Annotated in this window: 12 protein-coding genes; 10 read left to right on the top strand and 2 right to left on the bottom strand. The window is 67.3% G+C overall.

Annotated features, from left to right (window positions below; translation table 11 throughout):
- Positions 1-291 precede the first annotated feature (291 nt).
- From E1263_RS38340 to E1263_RS38330, 3 genes are read left to right on the top strand one after another with little or no spacing between them, the layout of a single operon-like run.
- Complete coding sequence (locus E1263_RS38340) at positions 292-1,839, top strand: sugar ABC transporter ATP-binding protein (RefSeq protein ID WP_132176658.1); 1,548 nt, start codon at positions 292-294, stop codon at positions 1,837-1,839.
- Positions 1,836-2,825: an ABC transporter permease gene (locus E1263_RS38335; protein WP_132176656.1), complete on the top strand. Its 990-nt coding sequence runs from the start codon at positions 1,836-1,838 to the stop codon at positions 2,823-2,825. Before E1263_RS38340 ends, E1263_RS38335 begins: the two co-directional genes overlap by 4 nt.
- Before the next feature lie 13 nt (positions 2,826-2,838).
- A complete protein-coding gene (locus tag E1263_RS38330; protein ID WP_132176654.1) occupies positions 2,839-3,846 on the top strand; it encodes a substrate-binding domain-containing protein in 1,008 nt (335 codons plus the stop codon).
- On the opposite strand, the gene E1263_RS38325 is transcribed toward E1263_RS38330, so the two are convergent.
- The gene (locus E1263_RS38325; protein WP_132176653.1) at positions 3,843-4,820 is read right to left on the bottom strand and encodes a LacI family DNA-binding transcriptional regulator; all 978 of its coding nucleotides are present in this window, start codon (positions 4,818-4,820) and stop codon (positions 3,843-3,845) included. The genes E1263_RS38330 and E1263_RS38325 overlap by 4 nt on opposite strands.
- Before the next feature lie 103 nt (positions 4,821-4,923).
- Between E1263_RS38325 and E1263_RS38320 the strand changes: the two genes are divergently transcribed.
- Genes E1263_RS38320 through E1263_RS38310 form a run of 3 tightly spaced genes read left to right on the top strand, consistent with a single transcriptional unit; the run spans position 4,924 to position 7,279 of the window.
- On the top strand, positions 4,924-6,351 hold the full coding sequence (locus E1263_RS38320) for an NAD-dependent malic enzyme (protein ID WP_132176652.1): 1,428 nt from the start codon (positions 4,924-4,926) through the stop codon (positions 6,349-6,351).
- The gene (locus E1263_RS38315; RefSeq protein ID WP_132176651.1) at positions 6,351-6,725 is read left to right on the top strand and encodes a VanZ family protein; all 375 of its coding nucleotides are present in this window, start codon (positions 6,351-6,353) and stop codon (positions 6,723-6,725) included. The genes E1263_RS38320 and E1263_RS38315 overlap by 1 nt, the downstream gene beginning before the upstream one ends.
- Positions 6,722-7,279 carry a YqgE/AlgH family protein gene (locus E1263_RS38310; RefSeq protein ID WP_132176650.1) on the top strand — a complete coding sequence of 186 codons (558 nt, stop codon included), beginning with the start codon at positions 6,722-6,724 and terminating at the stop codon, positions 7,277-7,279. Before E1263_RS38315 ends, E1263_RS38310 begins: the two co-directional genes overlap by 4 nt.
- Before the next feature lie 6 nt (positions 7,280-7,285).
- On the opposite strand, the gene E1263_RS38305 is transcribed toward E1263_RS38310, so the two are convergent.
- Positions 7,286-7,555: a DUF3039 domain-containing protein gene (locus tag E1263_RS38305; protein ID WP_132176648.1), complete on the bottom strand. Its 270-nt coding sequence runs from the start codon at positions 7,553-7,555 to the stop codon at positions 7,286-7,288.
- 118 nt (positions 7,556-7,673) lie between these two features.
- Here E1263_RS38305 and E1263_RS38300 point away from each other — a divergent pair, with 118 nt between their 5' ends.
- The 4 genes from E1263_RS38300 to E1263_RS38285 all read left to right on the top strand — a co-directional run bounded on the left by E1263_RS38300 (position 7,674) and on the right by E1263_RS38285 (position 14,625).
- Positions 7,674-8,249, top strand: a complete 576-nt coding sequence (locus E1263_RS38300; RefSeq protein ID WP_132176646.1) for a Uma2 family endonuclease — start codon at positions 7,674-7,676, stop codon at positions 8,247-8,249.
- Positions 8,250-8,310: 61 nt separating this feature from the next.
- A complete protein-coding gene (locus tag E1263_RS38295; RefSeq protein WP_132176660.1) occupies positions 8,311-10,098 on the top strand; it encodes a DEAD/DEAH box helicase in 1,788 nt (595 codons plus the stop codon).
- Positions 10,099-10,293: 195 nt separating this feature from the next.
- Positions 10,294-13,662: a CARDB domain-containing protein gene (locus E1263_RS38290; protein WP_132176644.1), complete on the top strand. Its 3,369-nt coding sequence runs from the start codon at positions 10,294-10,296 to the stop codon at positions 13,660-13,662.
- Positions 13,663-13,734: 72 nt separating this feature from the next.
- Positions 13,735-14,625, top strand: coding sequence for an alpha/beta fold hydrolase (locus tag E1263_RS38285; RefSeq protein ID WP_165956891.1), 891 nt, complete (start codon positions 13,735-13,737; stop codon positions 14,623-14,625).
- Positions 14,626-14,701: the final 76 nt, after the last annotated feature.

The following is a 14,701-nucleotide window of genomic DNA, read 5'->3' as shown; positions in this document are numbered from 1 at the left end:
GGGTGGGTGCAGACGTGGTCCCGCAGCGAGTCGACCGACAGATCCAATTGAAGACCCGAAGTCAGTGAGTGGGTGAGTCAGGAAGACCGCTGCGGGACCACGCCAACCATTCTCACTGTGAGTGGGGACGGTCCGCACTCTTCGACTGAGATCGAAAGGGTGCCGCCGGATCGGGCTGCCCGCGAAGCTGGGTCACGGTTCGGGCGTGCCGTTCGGTGAAGGGTTGACGGGCTGCGAGGCAGCGGCATAACGTCCGGGAAATCGATTACTGACCCCGATGGCGGAGGCCTCATGAGCGGGAACGCTGCCCTGGTCCGGATGTCTCGGATCGGGAAGCGGTACGGCGGGGTGCAGGCGTGCCGGGAGGTGGATTTCAGCCTCGGCGCGGGCGAGGTGCATGCGTTGCTGGGGGAGAATGGCGCGGGGAAGTCCACGCTGATGAAGATCCTGTCCGGCGACGTCACCGACTTCGACGGGCAGATCGAGATCGACGGTACCGAGGTGTTGTTCGGCGCTCCGACCGACGCGCAGGCCGCCGGGATCGCGATGATCCACCAAGAGCTCGATCTCGTCCCCGGATTGTCGGTCGCCGACAACATCTTCCTCGGCCGCGAACTGCGCACCCCACTGCGAACCGTCGACCGCCGCCGGATGGACCGCGAGGCTCGCGCACTCCTGGAGCGCAGCGGCGTCCGGATCGACCCAAGACGGCCGGTCGGCGAACTCCGGGTCGGCGAGCAGCAACTCGTCACGATCGCAAAGGCGATCTCACTCGACGCGCGGGTGCTGATCATGGATGAGCCGACCTCGGCCCTGACCAGCACCGAGGTCGAGCGCCTCTTCGACGTCATCCGCGAACTCCGCCGCGTCGGGGTCGGCATCGTCTACATCTCGCACCGGATGGAGGAGATCGCACAGATCGCCGACCGCGCGACCGTCCTGCGCAACGGCGAGATCGTCACGACGTTCGACCCTCGCACGCTGACCACGGCCGAAGTCGTCGAGGCGATGGTCGGCCGCCCGGTGCAGACGCTGTTCACCACTCCGGACACGGATACCGGCGACGAACTCCTCCGCGTCGACGACCTCAAGCTGACCGCCAGTCGCCCACGACCGGGCCGCCGCGATCCCGATGGCATCTCGCTGACCGTTCGGGCCGGAGAGATCGTCGGGCTGTGCGGACTCCTCGGCGCAGGCCGCACCGAACTCCTCGAAACCCTGTACGGCGTCGCGCCGACGGGAACGCGATCGGGTCGAATCCTCTTGCAGGGTAAGGAGATTCGGCCCCGAAGCCCGCGACAGGCGCTTGCCTACGGCATCGGTCTGGTCCCCGAAGATCGGCGGGCCTCGGGACTCGTCCTGTTCCACTCGATCCTGGCCAACACGGTGCTTTCGAGCCTCCCGTCGTACGGGCGGCTCGGGGTGATTGCGCGGCGGCAAGAGCGCGCGGCGTCGGTGACGATGGCGGATCGGTTGCGGCTCAAGTTCGGTCGCTTGCAGGACGAGGTCGGGACGCTGTCGGGTGGTAATCAGCAGAAGGTTGTCTTCGGCCGGATGCTGCTCACCGACCCCAAGCTCCTGCTGCTCGACGAACCCACTCGCGGGGTCGATGTCGGTGCGAAGGCCGAGATCTACCGCCTACTCGGCGAACTCGCCGGCCAGGGCCTCGGCGTACTGCTCGCATCGTCCGAGCTCCCGGAGCTCATCGGCGTCTGCGACCGAGTCGTCGTACTGAGGGATGGGCGGGATGTGGCGTCGTTCAGTACGGCGGAGTCGAGCGAAGGTGATCTGTTGGCGGCCGCGATGGGAGAGACAGCAGTGATCGGAGAAGGTCGATGACCGAAAAGCGTTCGATCGTTGCCACGCTGTTCCGGTTCCAGAGTGTGTTCGGGCTACTTGCGGTGTTCATCGCGGCGATCATCTTCTCGCCGCGCAAGAACGGCGCGATCCTGTTCGTCAGCGCGGACAACCTCGCGAACGTGGTCCGCGCCGTGTCCGAGATCGGGATCATCGCGGTCGGGATGACGTTCGTGATCCTGATCGGCGGGATCGACCTTTCGGTCGGCGCGGTACTCGGTCTCGCGGCGGTCGGCTCCGCCGTACTGATGGTCGAGAGCGACTGGGGATTCCTGCCGTCGGTCCTGCTGGTGCTCGTGATCGGCCTGATCTTCGGAGCGCTCCAGGGCGTCGCGACCGCGATGATCGGCATCCAATCCTTCATCGTCACGCTCGCCGGATTGCAGATAGCGCGCGGTCTGGCACGGATCTGGTCGGGCGGTCAAGGCGTCGCGATCGCGTACGGCGATGGGCCGCACGAGGCGCCGAATTCGTTCGCACTGCTTGGCGAGCGGACCTTCGGCGGACTCGTTCCGATCCCGGTACTGATCTTCGCGGTGGTCGCGATCGCGGCCGTGATCTTCTTGCGGGTCAGCGCGTTCTCACGACACCTGTACGCCGTTGGTGGCAACGAGAAGGCGGCCCGGCTGTCCGGCGTACCGGTGGTTCGGGTCAAGATCGCGGTCTTCGCAATCTGCGGTCTGCTCGCATCACTGGCCGGGATCGTGCACGCGGTTCAGCTCAACCAGGGCAGCCCGAACGACGGCATCGGCTACGAGCTGGACGCGATCGCCGCCGTGGTGATCGGCGGGACCAGCCTCGCCGGTGGACGCGGTTCGGTGGCCGGGACGGTGGCGGGCGCGCTACTGCTCGGCGTACTGAACAACATCCTTGCCCTGAACAACATTGACTCGAACATCCAGCTGTTGATCAAGGGTCTGGTGATCGTTGCGGCTGCTGCGCTGCAACGACTTCGGCCCGCTTCGTGAGGAAGGTTCCCCCATGCGTTCTGTGAAGATTCCGCTGGCTGCTGCTGCGGTCGCCGCGCTGGTGCTGGCGGGCTGTGGCACCACCAGCGACCGAACCGGCGGTAGTCCGTCGGATGGTGCGTCGAAGTCCTGCAAAGGGGCCGACGGCAAGTACACGATCGGGATGAGCCAGGCGAACGTCGCCGAGCCGTACCGGCAGCGGATGGATGACGACATCCGCGCGGCGGCCAAGGAGGTGCCGCAGTTCGACGTGAAGTTCGCCGACGCGGCGCAGGACAACGCCAAGCAGGTCGCGGACGTCGACAACTACATCACCCAGCAGATCGATCTGCTGATCATCAGTCCGAACGAGGCGACCCCGCTGACCGCGGTTGTGAAGAAGGCATTCGACAAGGGCATCCCGGTCCTGGTCCTCGACCGCAAGGTCGATGGTGACGCCTACACCGGTTTCATCGGTGGCGACAACGTACAGATCGGTTCCGAAGCCGGTAAGTACGTCGCGGAGAAGCTGCTGCCGAACGGCGGCAACATCGTCGAGCTGAAGGGCCTCGCCGGCGCGACCCCGCAGGCCGAACGCCACCAGGGCTTCGTGGATTCGATCAAGGCGAACCCGAAGATCAAGATCATCGCCGACGCGAGCGGCGACTGGCTCCGCGAAAAGGGCCAGGCCCAGATGGACGCGCTGCTCAAGGCCAACCCCAAGATCGACGTCGTCTACGCCCACAACGACCCGATGGCCGAGGGTGCGTATCTGGCCGCGAAGTCGGTCGGCCGGGAGAAGGAGATGAAGTTCATCGGCATCGACGCCCTCCCGATCCCGTCCGGCGGGATCAAAGCGGTCGAGCAAGGCCGCTTAAGCGCAACCTTCACCTATCCCACCAACGGCAAAGAGGCGATCGCCGCCGCCAAGAAGCTCCTCGTCGACTGCGGAACCATCGAGAAGAGCCAGGTCCTCCCCACCCGCCTGATCGACAAGGACAACGCCGCCAAGATCTACGCCGAAGAAAACCCCGCCGGCTAGCGGTGGGAGCTGGCGCGCTCGATGAGGCGGGCGCCGAGGGTGGTGACGGTGGGTGGGCGGGTGTTGTCGGCGATGCGCGCGAGCAGGAGGCGGGCGGCTTCGGTGCCGATCTCGTACGCCGGTTGGGCGACGACTGTGAGCGGGGGATCCAGGAGCTCGGCCCAGGGGGCATCGTCGAAGGCGACGACGCCGACGTCGCGGCCGGGGCGGAGGTTGAGTTCTTGGAGGGCTCGGAGAACCCCGACGGCCATGGCGTTGTTGGCGACGAGCAGAGCGTCCGGGGGATTGGGTTGGGAGAGGAGACTGGCGGCGGCTCGATGGGCGCCGGCAGCCTTGTACTCGGAGCGCCGAACCAGATTCTTCGTGGTCTTCACCGTGTCGCGGTAGCCGGCCAGGCGGTCGTCGGCGGTGCGGACGCCGGCCGGGCCGGTGATACAGCCGATGCGCTCGTAGCCCTGGGCAACCAAATGGGCGGTCGCCTGGGCGGCGGCGAGGCGGGTGTCAACCAGTACGACGTCACTGTCGCGATCCGGCAACGGCCGGTCCACCGCGACGTACGCCGTACCGCGGGCTGCGAGTTTCGCGACGCCGGCCGCCGGGCCGCTGGGGGAGAGGATGACGCCGGCGACGCGCTCCTGGATGGCGATGTCGATGTAGCGGTTCTCCTTGTCGGCGTTCTCGTCGGAGTTGCAGAGCACGACCGAGTAGCCGACCTCGTGGGCCACGTCCTCGACACCGCGCGCGATCGCGGTGAAGAACGGGTTCTCCACGTCGGAGATGATCAGCGCGACCACCGCCGCCTCCTGACGGCGCAGGTTCCGGGCCGGGCCGTTCGGCTGGTAGCCGAGCTCGGTCGCGGCCTGCCGGACCCGCGCGGCCAGTTCCGGGTCGACGTTCGCCTTCCCGTTCAGCGCCCGTGACACGGTCGCCGTGGAGACCCCGGCCCGCGCCGCCACATCGCTGATCGTCGACATGCCTGGACAGTAGCCGCTCGGGTAATGGATTTCCCAGCAGTCCGTCATGCACTTTACTTACGGAACCCCAAAGCCTTACCAGTGACATGAGAGGATCACCCGCGTGACTGCCTTGCCGAGTGTTTCGTACTCCATCACCGTTCGCCTCGAGGTGCCTGCGGGCGGTTCGACCGTGAGCAAGCTGACGACCGCGGTCGAGCAGGCCGGTGGCCTGGTCACCGCGCTCGACGTGACCGCGTCCGGTCACGAGCGGCTCCGGATCGACGTGACGTGTGCCGCCGCCGACACCGAGCACGCCGGCCGGCTGGTCGAGGCCATGCGCGCCGTACCGGGCGTAGAGATCGGCCGTGTCTCGGACCGGACCTTCCTGATGCACCTCGGCGGGAAGATCTCGATGGAGGCCAAGCACCCGATCCGCAACCGTGACGACCTCTCGATGATCTACACGCCGGGGGTCGCCCGGGTCTGCCTGGCGATCGCCGCGAACCCCGAGGACGCGCGCCGGCTGACCATCAAGCGGAACACGGTCGCCGTCGTCACCGACGGGTCGGCGGTGCTCGGCCTGGGCAACATCGGCCCGAAGGCCGCGCTGCCGGTGATGGAGGGCAAGGCCGCGCTGTTCAAGCGGTTCGCCGACATCGACGCCTGGCCACTGTGCCTGGACACCCAGGACCCGGATGCCATCGTGCAGATCGTCAAGGCGATCGCGCCGGGCTTCGCCGGGATCAACCTGGAGGACATCTCCGCGCCGCGCTGCTTCGAGATCGAGGCCCGGCTGCGCGAGGAGCTCGACATCCCGGTGTTCCACGACGACCAGCACGGTACGGCGATCGTCGTACTGGCCGCGCTCTACAACGCGCTGCGTGTCGTCGGCAAGGACATCAGCGGCGTGAAGGTCGTGCTGTCCGGCGCTGGTGCCGCCGGAACGGCGATCCTGAAGCTGATGATCCTGGCCGGGGTCAAGGACACCTGTGTCGCCGACATCGGCGGTGTCATCCACACCGAGCGCGAGGGTTTGTCGCCCGAGCTGCGCTGGATCGCGGAGAACACGAACGCAGCGCAGTACAGCGGTGATCTGAAGGGCGCGCTGGCCGGCGCGGACGTCTTCATCGGCGTCTCCGCCCCGAACATCCTGACTGGTGCGGACATCGCCACCATGAACGAGAAGGCGATCGTGTTCGCGCTGGCGAACCCGACCCCCGAGGTCGACCCGGGCGAGGCCAGTGAGCACGCGGCCGTCGTCGCGACCGGCCGGTCGGACTACCCGAACCAGATCAACAACGTGCTGGTCTTCCCCGGTGTCTTCCGCGGTCTGCTCGACGCGCAGTCGTCGAAGGTGTCGATCGAGATGGAGCTGGCCGCCGCGAAGGCACTGGCCGGGGTCGTCACGGACGACGAGCTGAACGCGACCTACATCGTGCCGAGCGTGTTCCACCCGGAGGTGCACAAGCGGGTGGCAACCGCCGTCCGCGAGGCGGCCGGCGGTAGGGCGCCCGCGGCCGAGCTGTTCCCGGACGACTCTCCGCTCTGATGCGGTGGTCGGTGTGGGCGTGGCGGGTCGCGTTCGTCGCGGCCTGCGCGCTCCAGCTGTACGGCGTTTATGCGCCGGAGGAGGCAGGTCCCGGGATCGCGATCCCAGGGATCGACAAGGTCGCGCACTTCTGCCTGTTCGCGGCCGTCGCCTTCACCGGGCTCAAGGTCGGCGTACCGGCGCGGTGGTTGCTCGGTGCCCTGGTCGTGAACGCGATCGGGAGTGAGTTCATCCAGCACTACCTGCTGCCGCATCGCGACGGCGATCCGTACGACGCCCTGGCCGATCTGCTCGGTGTCGCGGCCGGCGCCTGGGCGGGCTTCCGGGTGGTGCGTAGAGGCCGGACCGGCCGGCACGACATGATGGGGGTATGACGGCCCAGACGCTCACCGGCTCGCTGCTGGTGGCGACACCGCTGCTCGACGAGCCGCCCTTTCGCCGGTCGGTGATTCTGCTCCTGGATCACGACGACGACGGAGCGCTCGGCGTGGTGGTGAACCGTGCCGCAGACCTGGCCGTCGACCGGGTCCTGCCCGACTGGTCCGACACGGTGAACGAACCCGGCGTGCTCTTCATGGGTGGCCCGGTCGGCACCGACAGTGCCCTCGCGGTCGCCGAGGTGATCGAGTCCGCCGACCCGCCGGGCTGGCGTGAGTGCTTCGGGCGGATCGGTCTGATCGACCTCGACGTACCGCCCGAGCTGTTGGTCGGCGCGATCCAGCGGATGCGGATCTTCGCCGGCTATGCCGGTTGGTCGGCAGGGCAGCTTGAAGGCGAGATCACCGAGGGCGCCTGGTACGTCGTCGAGTCCGAACCCGACGACGTCTTCAGCCTCGACCCGGAAACCCTCTGGCGCCGGGTCCTGCGCCGTCAGACCGACCAGCTGGCCTACCTCGCCACCTACCCGGACGATCCGACGCACAACTGAGCGGGACTACTCCCCGCCGCCTCCGCCGTCGCCTTCACCAGGCTTCAGCGTCTCCCAGATCTCCTTGCACTCCGGGCACACCGGGAACTTCTGCGGATCCCGGCTCGGCACCCACACCTTCCCGCACAGGGCCACCACCGGCGTCCCCATCACCATGGCCTCGGTCAGCTTGTCCTTCGGCACATAGTGCGAGAACCGCTCATGGTCCCCGCCCTCCAGCGGCTGCGTCCGGTTGTCAACGACCGTGTCCGCGCCCGGGCTCAACTGCGTACTCATACCTGAAGTGTAAGCCGCCCCACCAGCCGCGGGAACTTATCCACAGCCGGGAAACTCGTCGGGGCAAGCCGGGGCAGATGACTGCACATTCTTGGTGTGACCAACTCAAGGAGGCACTATGAGTCTCATGACCACCATGCCCAGCCCGTTTCCGGCGGCCGGCCATCCGGCAACACCGCTGACCAGGGCCGACCTCGACCTGATGCCCGATGACGGCCGCCGGTACGAGCTCATCGACGGGAACCTCCTGGTGAGTCCCGCGCCGGTGCCGCAGCATCAGCGGGCGGTCGGGGCGATCTATCGCCTGTTGTATGCAGCCTGCCCGGAGGATCTGGAGGCGTTCTTCGCTCCGGTGGATGTTGCCCTCGGGCCGGCAACGGTCCTGCAACCGGATCTGCTGGTCGCCCGGCGAGACGATTTCAGCGAGCGAGATCTGCCGGTCGCGCCTTTGCTGGCTGTCGAGGTGCTGTCGCCGAGCACGCGGCGGTTCGATCTGATGGTGAAGTGGTCGACCTACCAAGACGCCGGCTGTGCGGCGTACTGGGTGGTGGATCCCGACACGCCGAGTCTCATTGCGTGGGAACTGCAAGACGGGGCATACGTGCAGGTCGCGAAGGTCACGGGCGACGAATCGGCCCACTTGACAAGCCCGTTCGAGGTGACTGTCGTCCCGGCGAATCTGTTCTGTCGGTGATCTCGGGTAACGTCTCTTTACGGCTTACTTGTCGTCGATCGGGGGAGTTCCGCCTGTGGAAATGCACGTGCCTGGCGGAGCGGGCGTGCTTCCTCCGGCCTATCCGGACCGTGCTGCTTGGGGTACCGCGAGCAAGCTGCGGGCCTGGCAGGCGGAGGCACTCACGCAGTATCTGGAGACCAACCCGCGGGACTTCCTGGCGGTCGCGACCCCGGGAGCGGGAAAGACGACGTTCGCGCTGACGGTGGCGGCGGAGCTGCTGCATCGGCGGCAGATCGAGCGGATCACGGTGGTGACGCCGACCGAGCATCTGAAGGTGCAGTGGGCCGACGCGGCGGACAAGGCCGGGATCGCGATCGATCCGGCGTTCGCCGGGCGGCGCGGGAAGACGAACCAGGACTTCACCGGGGTTGCGGTGACGTACGCGGGGGTCGCGGTGAATCCGCAGGCGTTCCGGGTGCGGACCGAGCGGTTCAAGACGCTGGTGATCCTGGACGAGGTGCACCACGGTGGTGACGCGCTCAGCTGGGGTGAGGGAGTGCGGGAGGCCTTCGAGCCGGCCGCGCGCCGACTGTGCCTGACCGGTACGCCGTTCCGGAGCGACGACAACCCGATTCCGTTCGTCACGTACGAGCACGGGGCTGACGGCCATGCGCGGAGCAAGGCCGACTACACGTACGGCTACGGTCACGCGCTGCGCGACCACGTCGTACGGCCGGTGATTTTCATGTCGTATTCGGGCGAGATGCGGTGGCGGACCAAGGCCGGTGACGAGGTTGCGGCGCGCTTGGGTGAGCCGCTGACCAAGGATCTGACCGCGCAGGCGCTGCGGACCGCGCTCGACCCTACCGGCGAGTGGATGGGCGCCGTACTGGCTGCTGCGGACAAGCGGCTGACCGAGGTACGGCGACACATGCCGGACGCCGGCGGCCTGGTCATCTCCGGGGATCAGAACTCGGCGCGGGCCTATGCCAAGACGCTGCGGGAGATCACCGGGCAGGCGCCGACCGTCGTCCTGTCCGACGAGAAGGCCGCGAGCAAGAAGATCTCGAAGTTCTCCGAGGACGAGTCCCGGTGGATGGTCGCTGTCCGGATGGTGTCCGAAGGTGTCGACGTGCCGCGGCTGGCGGTCGGGGTCTACGCGACGCCGACCTCGACGCCACTGTTCTTCGCACAGGCCGTCGGGCGGTTCGTGCGAGCGCGCAAGCGGGGTGAGACGGCGTGCGTGTTCGTGCCGTCGGTGACCCGGCTGCTGAGCTTCGCGGCCGAGATGGAGGTCGAGCGCGACCACGTCCTCGGCCGCAAGAACAACAACGAGGACGGCGATATCTTCGGCCTCGAGGACGACCTGCTGAAGAAGGCGAACGAGGCCGAGGGCGCCAGCGACGAGCTGGACGCGAAGTTCGAGGCCATCGGGTCGGATGCGAGCTTCGACCGAGTGGTGTTCGACGGTGGCGACTACGGGACCGGTGGCGACCAGGCCTCGGACGAGGAGATGGACTTCCTCGGCCTGCCCGGCCTGCTGGAGCCCGACCAGGTGCGCGACCTGCTGCGCAAGCGACAGGCGAAGTCGATCGCTGCGCAGAAGCGATCCCAGCGCGATTCCGGTGAGGCGCCTGAGGTGAAGGCCCCGGCCGAGCTCGCCACCCACGAGCAGATCGCGCTGATGCGCCGCGAGCTCAACGGTTTGGTCGCCGCGTGGAACCACCGCACCGGCCAGCCGCACGGCGTGATCCACAACGAGCTGCGCCGCAAACTGGGCGGTCCCGCGGCCGCGCATGCGTCCTCGACCCAGATCAAGGAGCGCATCGAGCTGATCCGCGATTGGGCGACGCAACGCAAGTCCTGACCCGCCGCTGACCTGCTGAGAACGGCCCACCCGAGTCCTCGGGTGGGCCGTTTTGCGTGCGCCGAGCTGTTGACCTTCCTCGCAGGGTCATGCAACATGCGACTACCGTCGCGCAAGAAATTGGCAAGGTGTTGAAAATTTCCGAGTGCACGGCGCTGTGTCCGTCTATCCGCCCTCTGACGGAGGAGCCCTCTTATGCAAGAAAAAAGAACCGTGCAAGGGAAGAAGAGTCCGGTCCGCCGGATCCTGACCGGGATGCTGGTGGCGGCAGTGGTTGCTGTGGGGCTGGTGCCCTCGGCGACCGCGGCCGTGACCGCGAATCTCGCGAAGACCTTGTCATCCAGTAGCGCCAACGGGGGATACCCCAGCACCAACGCCGGCGACGGCAACCAGAACACCTACTGGGAGAGCAGCAACAACGCCTTCCCGCAGTGGATCCAGGCCGATCTGGGCACCACCCAAGACGTCAACCAGATCACCCTGAAACTGCCCACCGGCTGGGGCGCCCGCACTCAGACGCTGGCGATCCAGGGCAGCACGAACGGTACGACGTTCGGCACGATCGTCACCGGTACGGCGTACAACTTCACCGGAAGCAACGTCGTCACGATCGACTTCGCGACGACCGCCGCCCGGTACGTCCGGCTGAACATCACCGCGAACACCGGCTGGCCGGCCGCGCAACTGTCCGAGTTCGACCTGGCTGGACCTGGTGGCGGCCCTGTCGAACCCCCGACCGGCGTCGACCTCGCGGCGAACAAGCCGATCGAGGCGTCCAGCGCGGTCTTCGGATTCGTCGCAACCAACGCCAACGACGGCAACGTGGCGACGTACTGGGAGTCGAACGGCTTCCCGTCGACGCTGACCGCGAAGCTCGGCTCGAACGCCGACCTCAGCTCGGTCGTCGTCAAGCTCAACCCCGACTCGGCCTGGGGCCCGCGCACGCAGAGCATCGAGGTTCTCGGTCGCGAGCAGTCGGCGACCGCGTTCACCTCGATCAAGGCGCGCACGGACTACCAGTTCAGCCCGAGCAGCGCCGGCAACACGATCACCATCCCGGTCACCGGCCGGTATGCCGACGTACGGCTTCAGGTCTTCTCCAACACCGGCGCCCCCGGCGGTCAGGTCGCGGAGCTCCAGGTCTTCGGCGCCGCGGCTCCGAACCCGGACCTGACGGTCACCGCAGTCAGTTGGTCCCCGGCCAACCCGTCCGAGACCACGCCGATCACGCTCTCGGCCACGGTCAAGAACTCCGGTACGGCGGCCGCTCCCGCCAGCAGCCTGAACTTCCTGATCGGCGGCTCTGTTGCCGGCACGGCATCAGTGGGTGCACTCGCCGCCGGTGCTTCGGCCACGGTCACGGCGAACGCCGGCACCAAGGCGGAAGGCAGCTACACCGTCGCGGCCGTCGCCGACGCCGGTAACGCGGTCACCGAGCAGAACGAAACCAACAACACGCTGCAGGCAACCAGCCAGCTCCAGGTCGCCCAGGCTCCCGGCCCGGACCTCCTGATCACCGGCATCACGTCTAGTCCGTCCAACCCGGCCGCGGGTGCGGCCGTCTCCTTCACCGTCGCCGTGAACAACCGTGGTACGACGGCTGCCGGAGCGAGCACGACGCGACTCGTGGTCGGAAGCACGACGTTGACCGGAGCCACCGGCACGATCGCCGCGGGAGCCACCGCGAACGTCGCGATCTCCGGAACGTGGACCGCGGTCAACGGCGGCGCGAACCTGCTCGCCACGGCCGACTCGGCCGGTGTGGTGGCCGAGACCAACGAGAACAACAACACCTTCTCCAAGGCGATCGTGGTCGGCCGCGGCGCCGCCGTACCGTACACGTCGTACGAGGCGGAGGCAGCGGCGTACACGGGGGCGCTCCTGACCACCGACCCGCTGCGCACCTTCGGTCACACCAACTTCGCCACCGAGTCGTCCGGCCGCGCGTCGGTCCGGCTCAACTCGGCCGGTCAGTACGTCGAGTTCACCTCGACCGTGCAGTCCAACTCGATCGTGGTGCGCAACTCGATCCCCGACTCGGCCAACGGCCAGGGCATCGACGCCACACTCAGCCTGTACGTGAACGGCACGTTCAAGCAGAAGCTGAACCTGTCCTCGCGCTTCAGCTGGCTCTACGGCAACAGCGACGGCCCCGAGTCGCTGAGCAACACCCCGGGCGGCGACGCCCGCCGGCTCTTCGACGAATCACATGCACTGCTCGGTACGTCGTACCCGGCGGGAACGAAGTTCAAGCTGCAGCGCGATTCCGGCGACTCGGCGTCGTTCTACATCGTCGACTCGATCGACCTCGAGCAGGTGGCCCCGGCACTGTCGCAGCCCGCCGGCTGTACGTCGATCACCCAGTACGGCGCTGTCCCCGGTGACGGGATCGATGACGCGGACGCGATCCAGCGTGCGGTCACCGACGACCAGAACGGCGTCATCAGCTGCGTCTGGATCCCGGAAGGCCAGTGGCGCCAGGAGAAGAAGATCCTCACCGACGACCCGCTGAACCGGGGTCAGTTCAACCAGGTCGGGGTCAGCAACGCCACCATCCGCGGTGCGGGCATGTGGTACTCCCAGCTCTACTCGCTCACCGAGCCGCAGAACGCCGGCGGCATCAACCACCCGCACGAAGGCAACTTCGGCTTCGACATCGACAAGAACGTGCAACTGTCCGACATCGCGATCTTCGGCTCCGGCCGGATCCGCGGCGGTGACGGCAACGCCGAAGGCGGCGTCGGCCTGAACGGCCGGTTCGGGACCGGGACGAAGGTCACCAACGTCTGGATCGAGCACGCCAACGTCGGCGTCTGGGTCGGCCGCGACTACGACAACATCCCCGACCTGTGGGGCCCGGCCGACGGCCTGGAGTTCTCCGGGATGCGGATCCGCGACACCTACGCCGACGGCATCAACTTCTCCAACGGCACCCGCAACTCCAAGGTCTTCAACTCGTCGTTCCGCACCACCGGTGACGACGCGCTGGCGGTCTGGGCGAACAAGTACGTCAAGGACCAGGCTGTTGATGTCGGTCACGACAACTCGTTCTCCAACAACACGGTGCAGCTGCCGTGGCGGGCGAACGGCATCGCGATCTACGGCGGTTACGGCAACAAGATCGAGAACAACATCATCTCCGACACGATGAACTACCCCGGCATCATGCTGGCGACCGACCACGACCCGCTCCCGTTCTCCGGGACGACGCTGATCGCCAACAACGCGCTCTACCGCTGCGGCGGTGCCTTCTGGAACGAGGACCAGGAGTTCGGCGCGATCACGCTGTTCCCGTCGAACCTCCCGATCCCCGGTGTGACGATCCGCGACACCGAGATCCACGACTCGACGTACGACGGCATTCAGTTCAAGACCGGCGGCGGTGAGATGCCGAACGTGCAGCTCACCAACCTCCGGATCGACAAGTCGAACAACGGTTCCGGCATCCTCGCGATGGGCGGCGCCCGCGGCAACGCGGTGCTCAGCAACGTCGTCGTCACGAACTCCCGCGACGGTGACATCGCCAAGGAGCCCGGCTCCAGCTTCACCTTCACCGGGCAGTAATTCCGGCCTGGACCTCGCACTCCGCTGCCCCGGAGTGCGAGGTCCTTGGAGCCGTCCGACAAACTTGAGTTCGTGAAACGGCTCGTGCGGGTACTGCGGCGCATCTTCGTCGTACTGGTGGTCATCTGGCTCGTGATCACCGGAGCATCCCTGACCTACAACTTCGCCACCCGGGAGCGCGCTGAGCCGCCACCGGGGCTGCGCTTCGTGCAGACCGCCGACCTACAGACCCGGTACGACGCCTGGGGCACGACGGGGACGCCGATCGTGCTCGTCCATGGCGCGGCCGAGGCGGTCGAGTCGTGGTCGGCGTTGGTGCCGCTGCTCGCGAAGACGCATCGGGTGTACGCGTACGACATCACGGGGTATGGCTACAGCGAGCGTAAGGCGCCGTACACGATCGAGCACTTGGCGGCGCAACTGCTGGGCTTCCTCGACGCGATGAAACTTACGGGCCCAGGGCAACCGAAGCCGGTGCTGGTCGGTCACTCCCTCGGGGCCGGCGTCGTCGCCGAGGCCGCCCTCGAACAGCCCGCCAAGATCGGCGGCATCATGTTCCTCGACGGCGACGGCCTCCCCATCCCCGGCGGCGGCCCACCCCGCGCAGTCGTCAGCACCCTGATCGTCGACCCGTACCGGACCTCGGCCCTCCGCCTGGTCCTGGGCTCCGACTCCCTGATCCGCAAGATCTACCAAGAAGTCTGCGCCGGCCAGTGCGCCCCGCTGACGCACGACGAGGTCCAGGTCTGGACCCGCCCCTTCCGCGTAGCCGGCGCCGAACAGGGCCTGTGGCAAATGGTCGGCCCCGACTTCCCCGCCGTCCAGCCCGACCGCCTGGCCCTGCTGAAGAACTCCCCAGTCGCGAGAGCCGTCCTGTTCGGTGCCCTCGACAACCAAGGCGGCTCGGCCGAACAAACCGCCGCCAAGTGCTCGATCGTGTACGGCGCCTTACGCTCGCTGTAGCCATACCCCGTGATGTCGTACGCGTACACCCGATGCGTCTTCGCGAGCAGCGGCACCAACGCCGACCACGACACGA

The organism is Kribbella antibiotica (genome assembly GCF_004349055.1).
GTDB lineage: Bacteria > Actinomycetota > Actinomycetes > Propionibacteriales > Kribbellaceae > Kribbella > Kribbella antibiotica.
Note: the sequence above shows the minus strand (reverse complement) of the source record. Positions and strands in the feature narration are given on the sequence as shown.

What these genes read in the sequence shown, in the direction of transcription:
- E1263_RS38315 (WP_132176651.1), top strand. Translation starts at nt 6,351, where the DNA reads ATGCGGTGGTCGGTGTGGGCGTGGCGGGTCGCGTTCGTCGCGGCCTGC.
- E1263_RS38330 (WP_132176654.1), top strand. Translation starts at nt 2,839, where the DNA reads ATGCGTTCTGTGAAGATTCCGCTGGCTGCTGCTGCGGTCGCCGCGCTG.
- E1263_RS38335 (WP_132176656.1), top strand. Translation starts at nt 1,836, where the DNA reads ATGACCGAAAAGCGTTCGATCGTTGCCACGCTGTTCCGGTTCCAGAGT.
- E1263_RS38295 (WP_132176660.1), top strand. Translation starts at nt 8,311, where the DNA reads ATGCACGTGCCTGGCGGAGCGGGCGTGCTTCCTCCGGCCTATCCGGAC.
- E1263_RS38305 (WP_132176648.1), bottom strand. Translation starts at nt 7,555, where the DNA reads ATGAGTACGCAGTTGAGCCCGGGCGCGGACACGGTCGTTGACAACCGG.
- E1263_RS38300 (WP_132176646.1), top strand. Translation starts at nt 7,674, where the DNA reads ATGAGTCTCATGACCACCATGCCCAGCCCGTTTCCGGCGGCCGGCCAT.
- E1263_RS38310 (WP_132176650.1), top strand. Translation starts at nt 6,722, where the DNA reads ATGACGGCCCAGACGCTCACCGGCTCGCTGCTGGTGGCGACACCGCTG.
- E1263_RS38340 (WP_132176658.1), top strand. Translation starts at nt 292, where the DNA reads ATGAGCGGGAACGCTGCCCTGGTCCGGATGTCTCGGATCGGGAAGCGG.
- E1263_RS38290 (WP_132176644.1), top strand. Translation starts at nt 10,294, where the DNA reads ATGCAAGAAAAAAGAACCGTGCAAGGGAAGAAGAGTCCGGTCCGCCGG.
- E1263_RS38325 (WP_132176653.1), bottom strand. Translation starts at nt 4,820, where the DNA reads ATGTCGACGATCAGCGATGTGGCGGCGCGGGCCGGGGTCTCCACGGCG.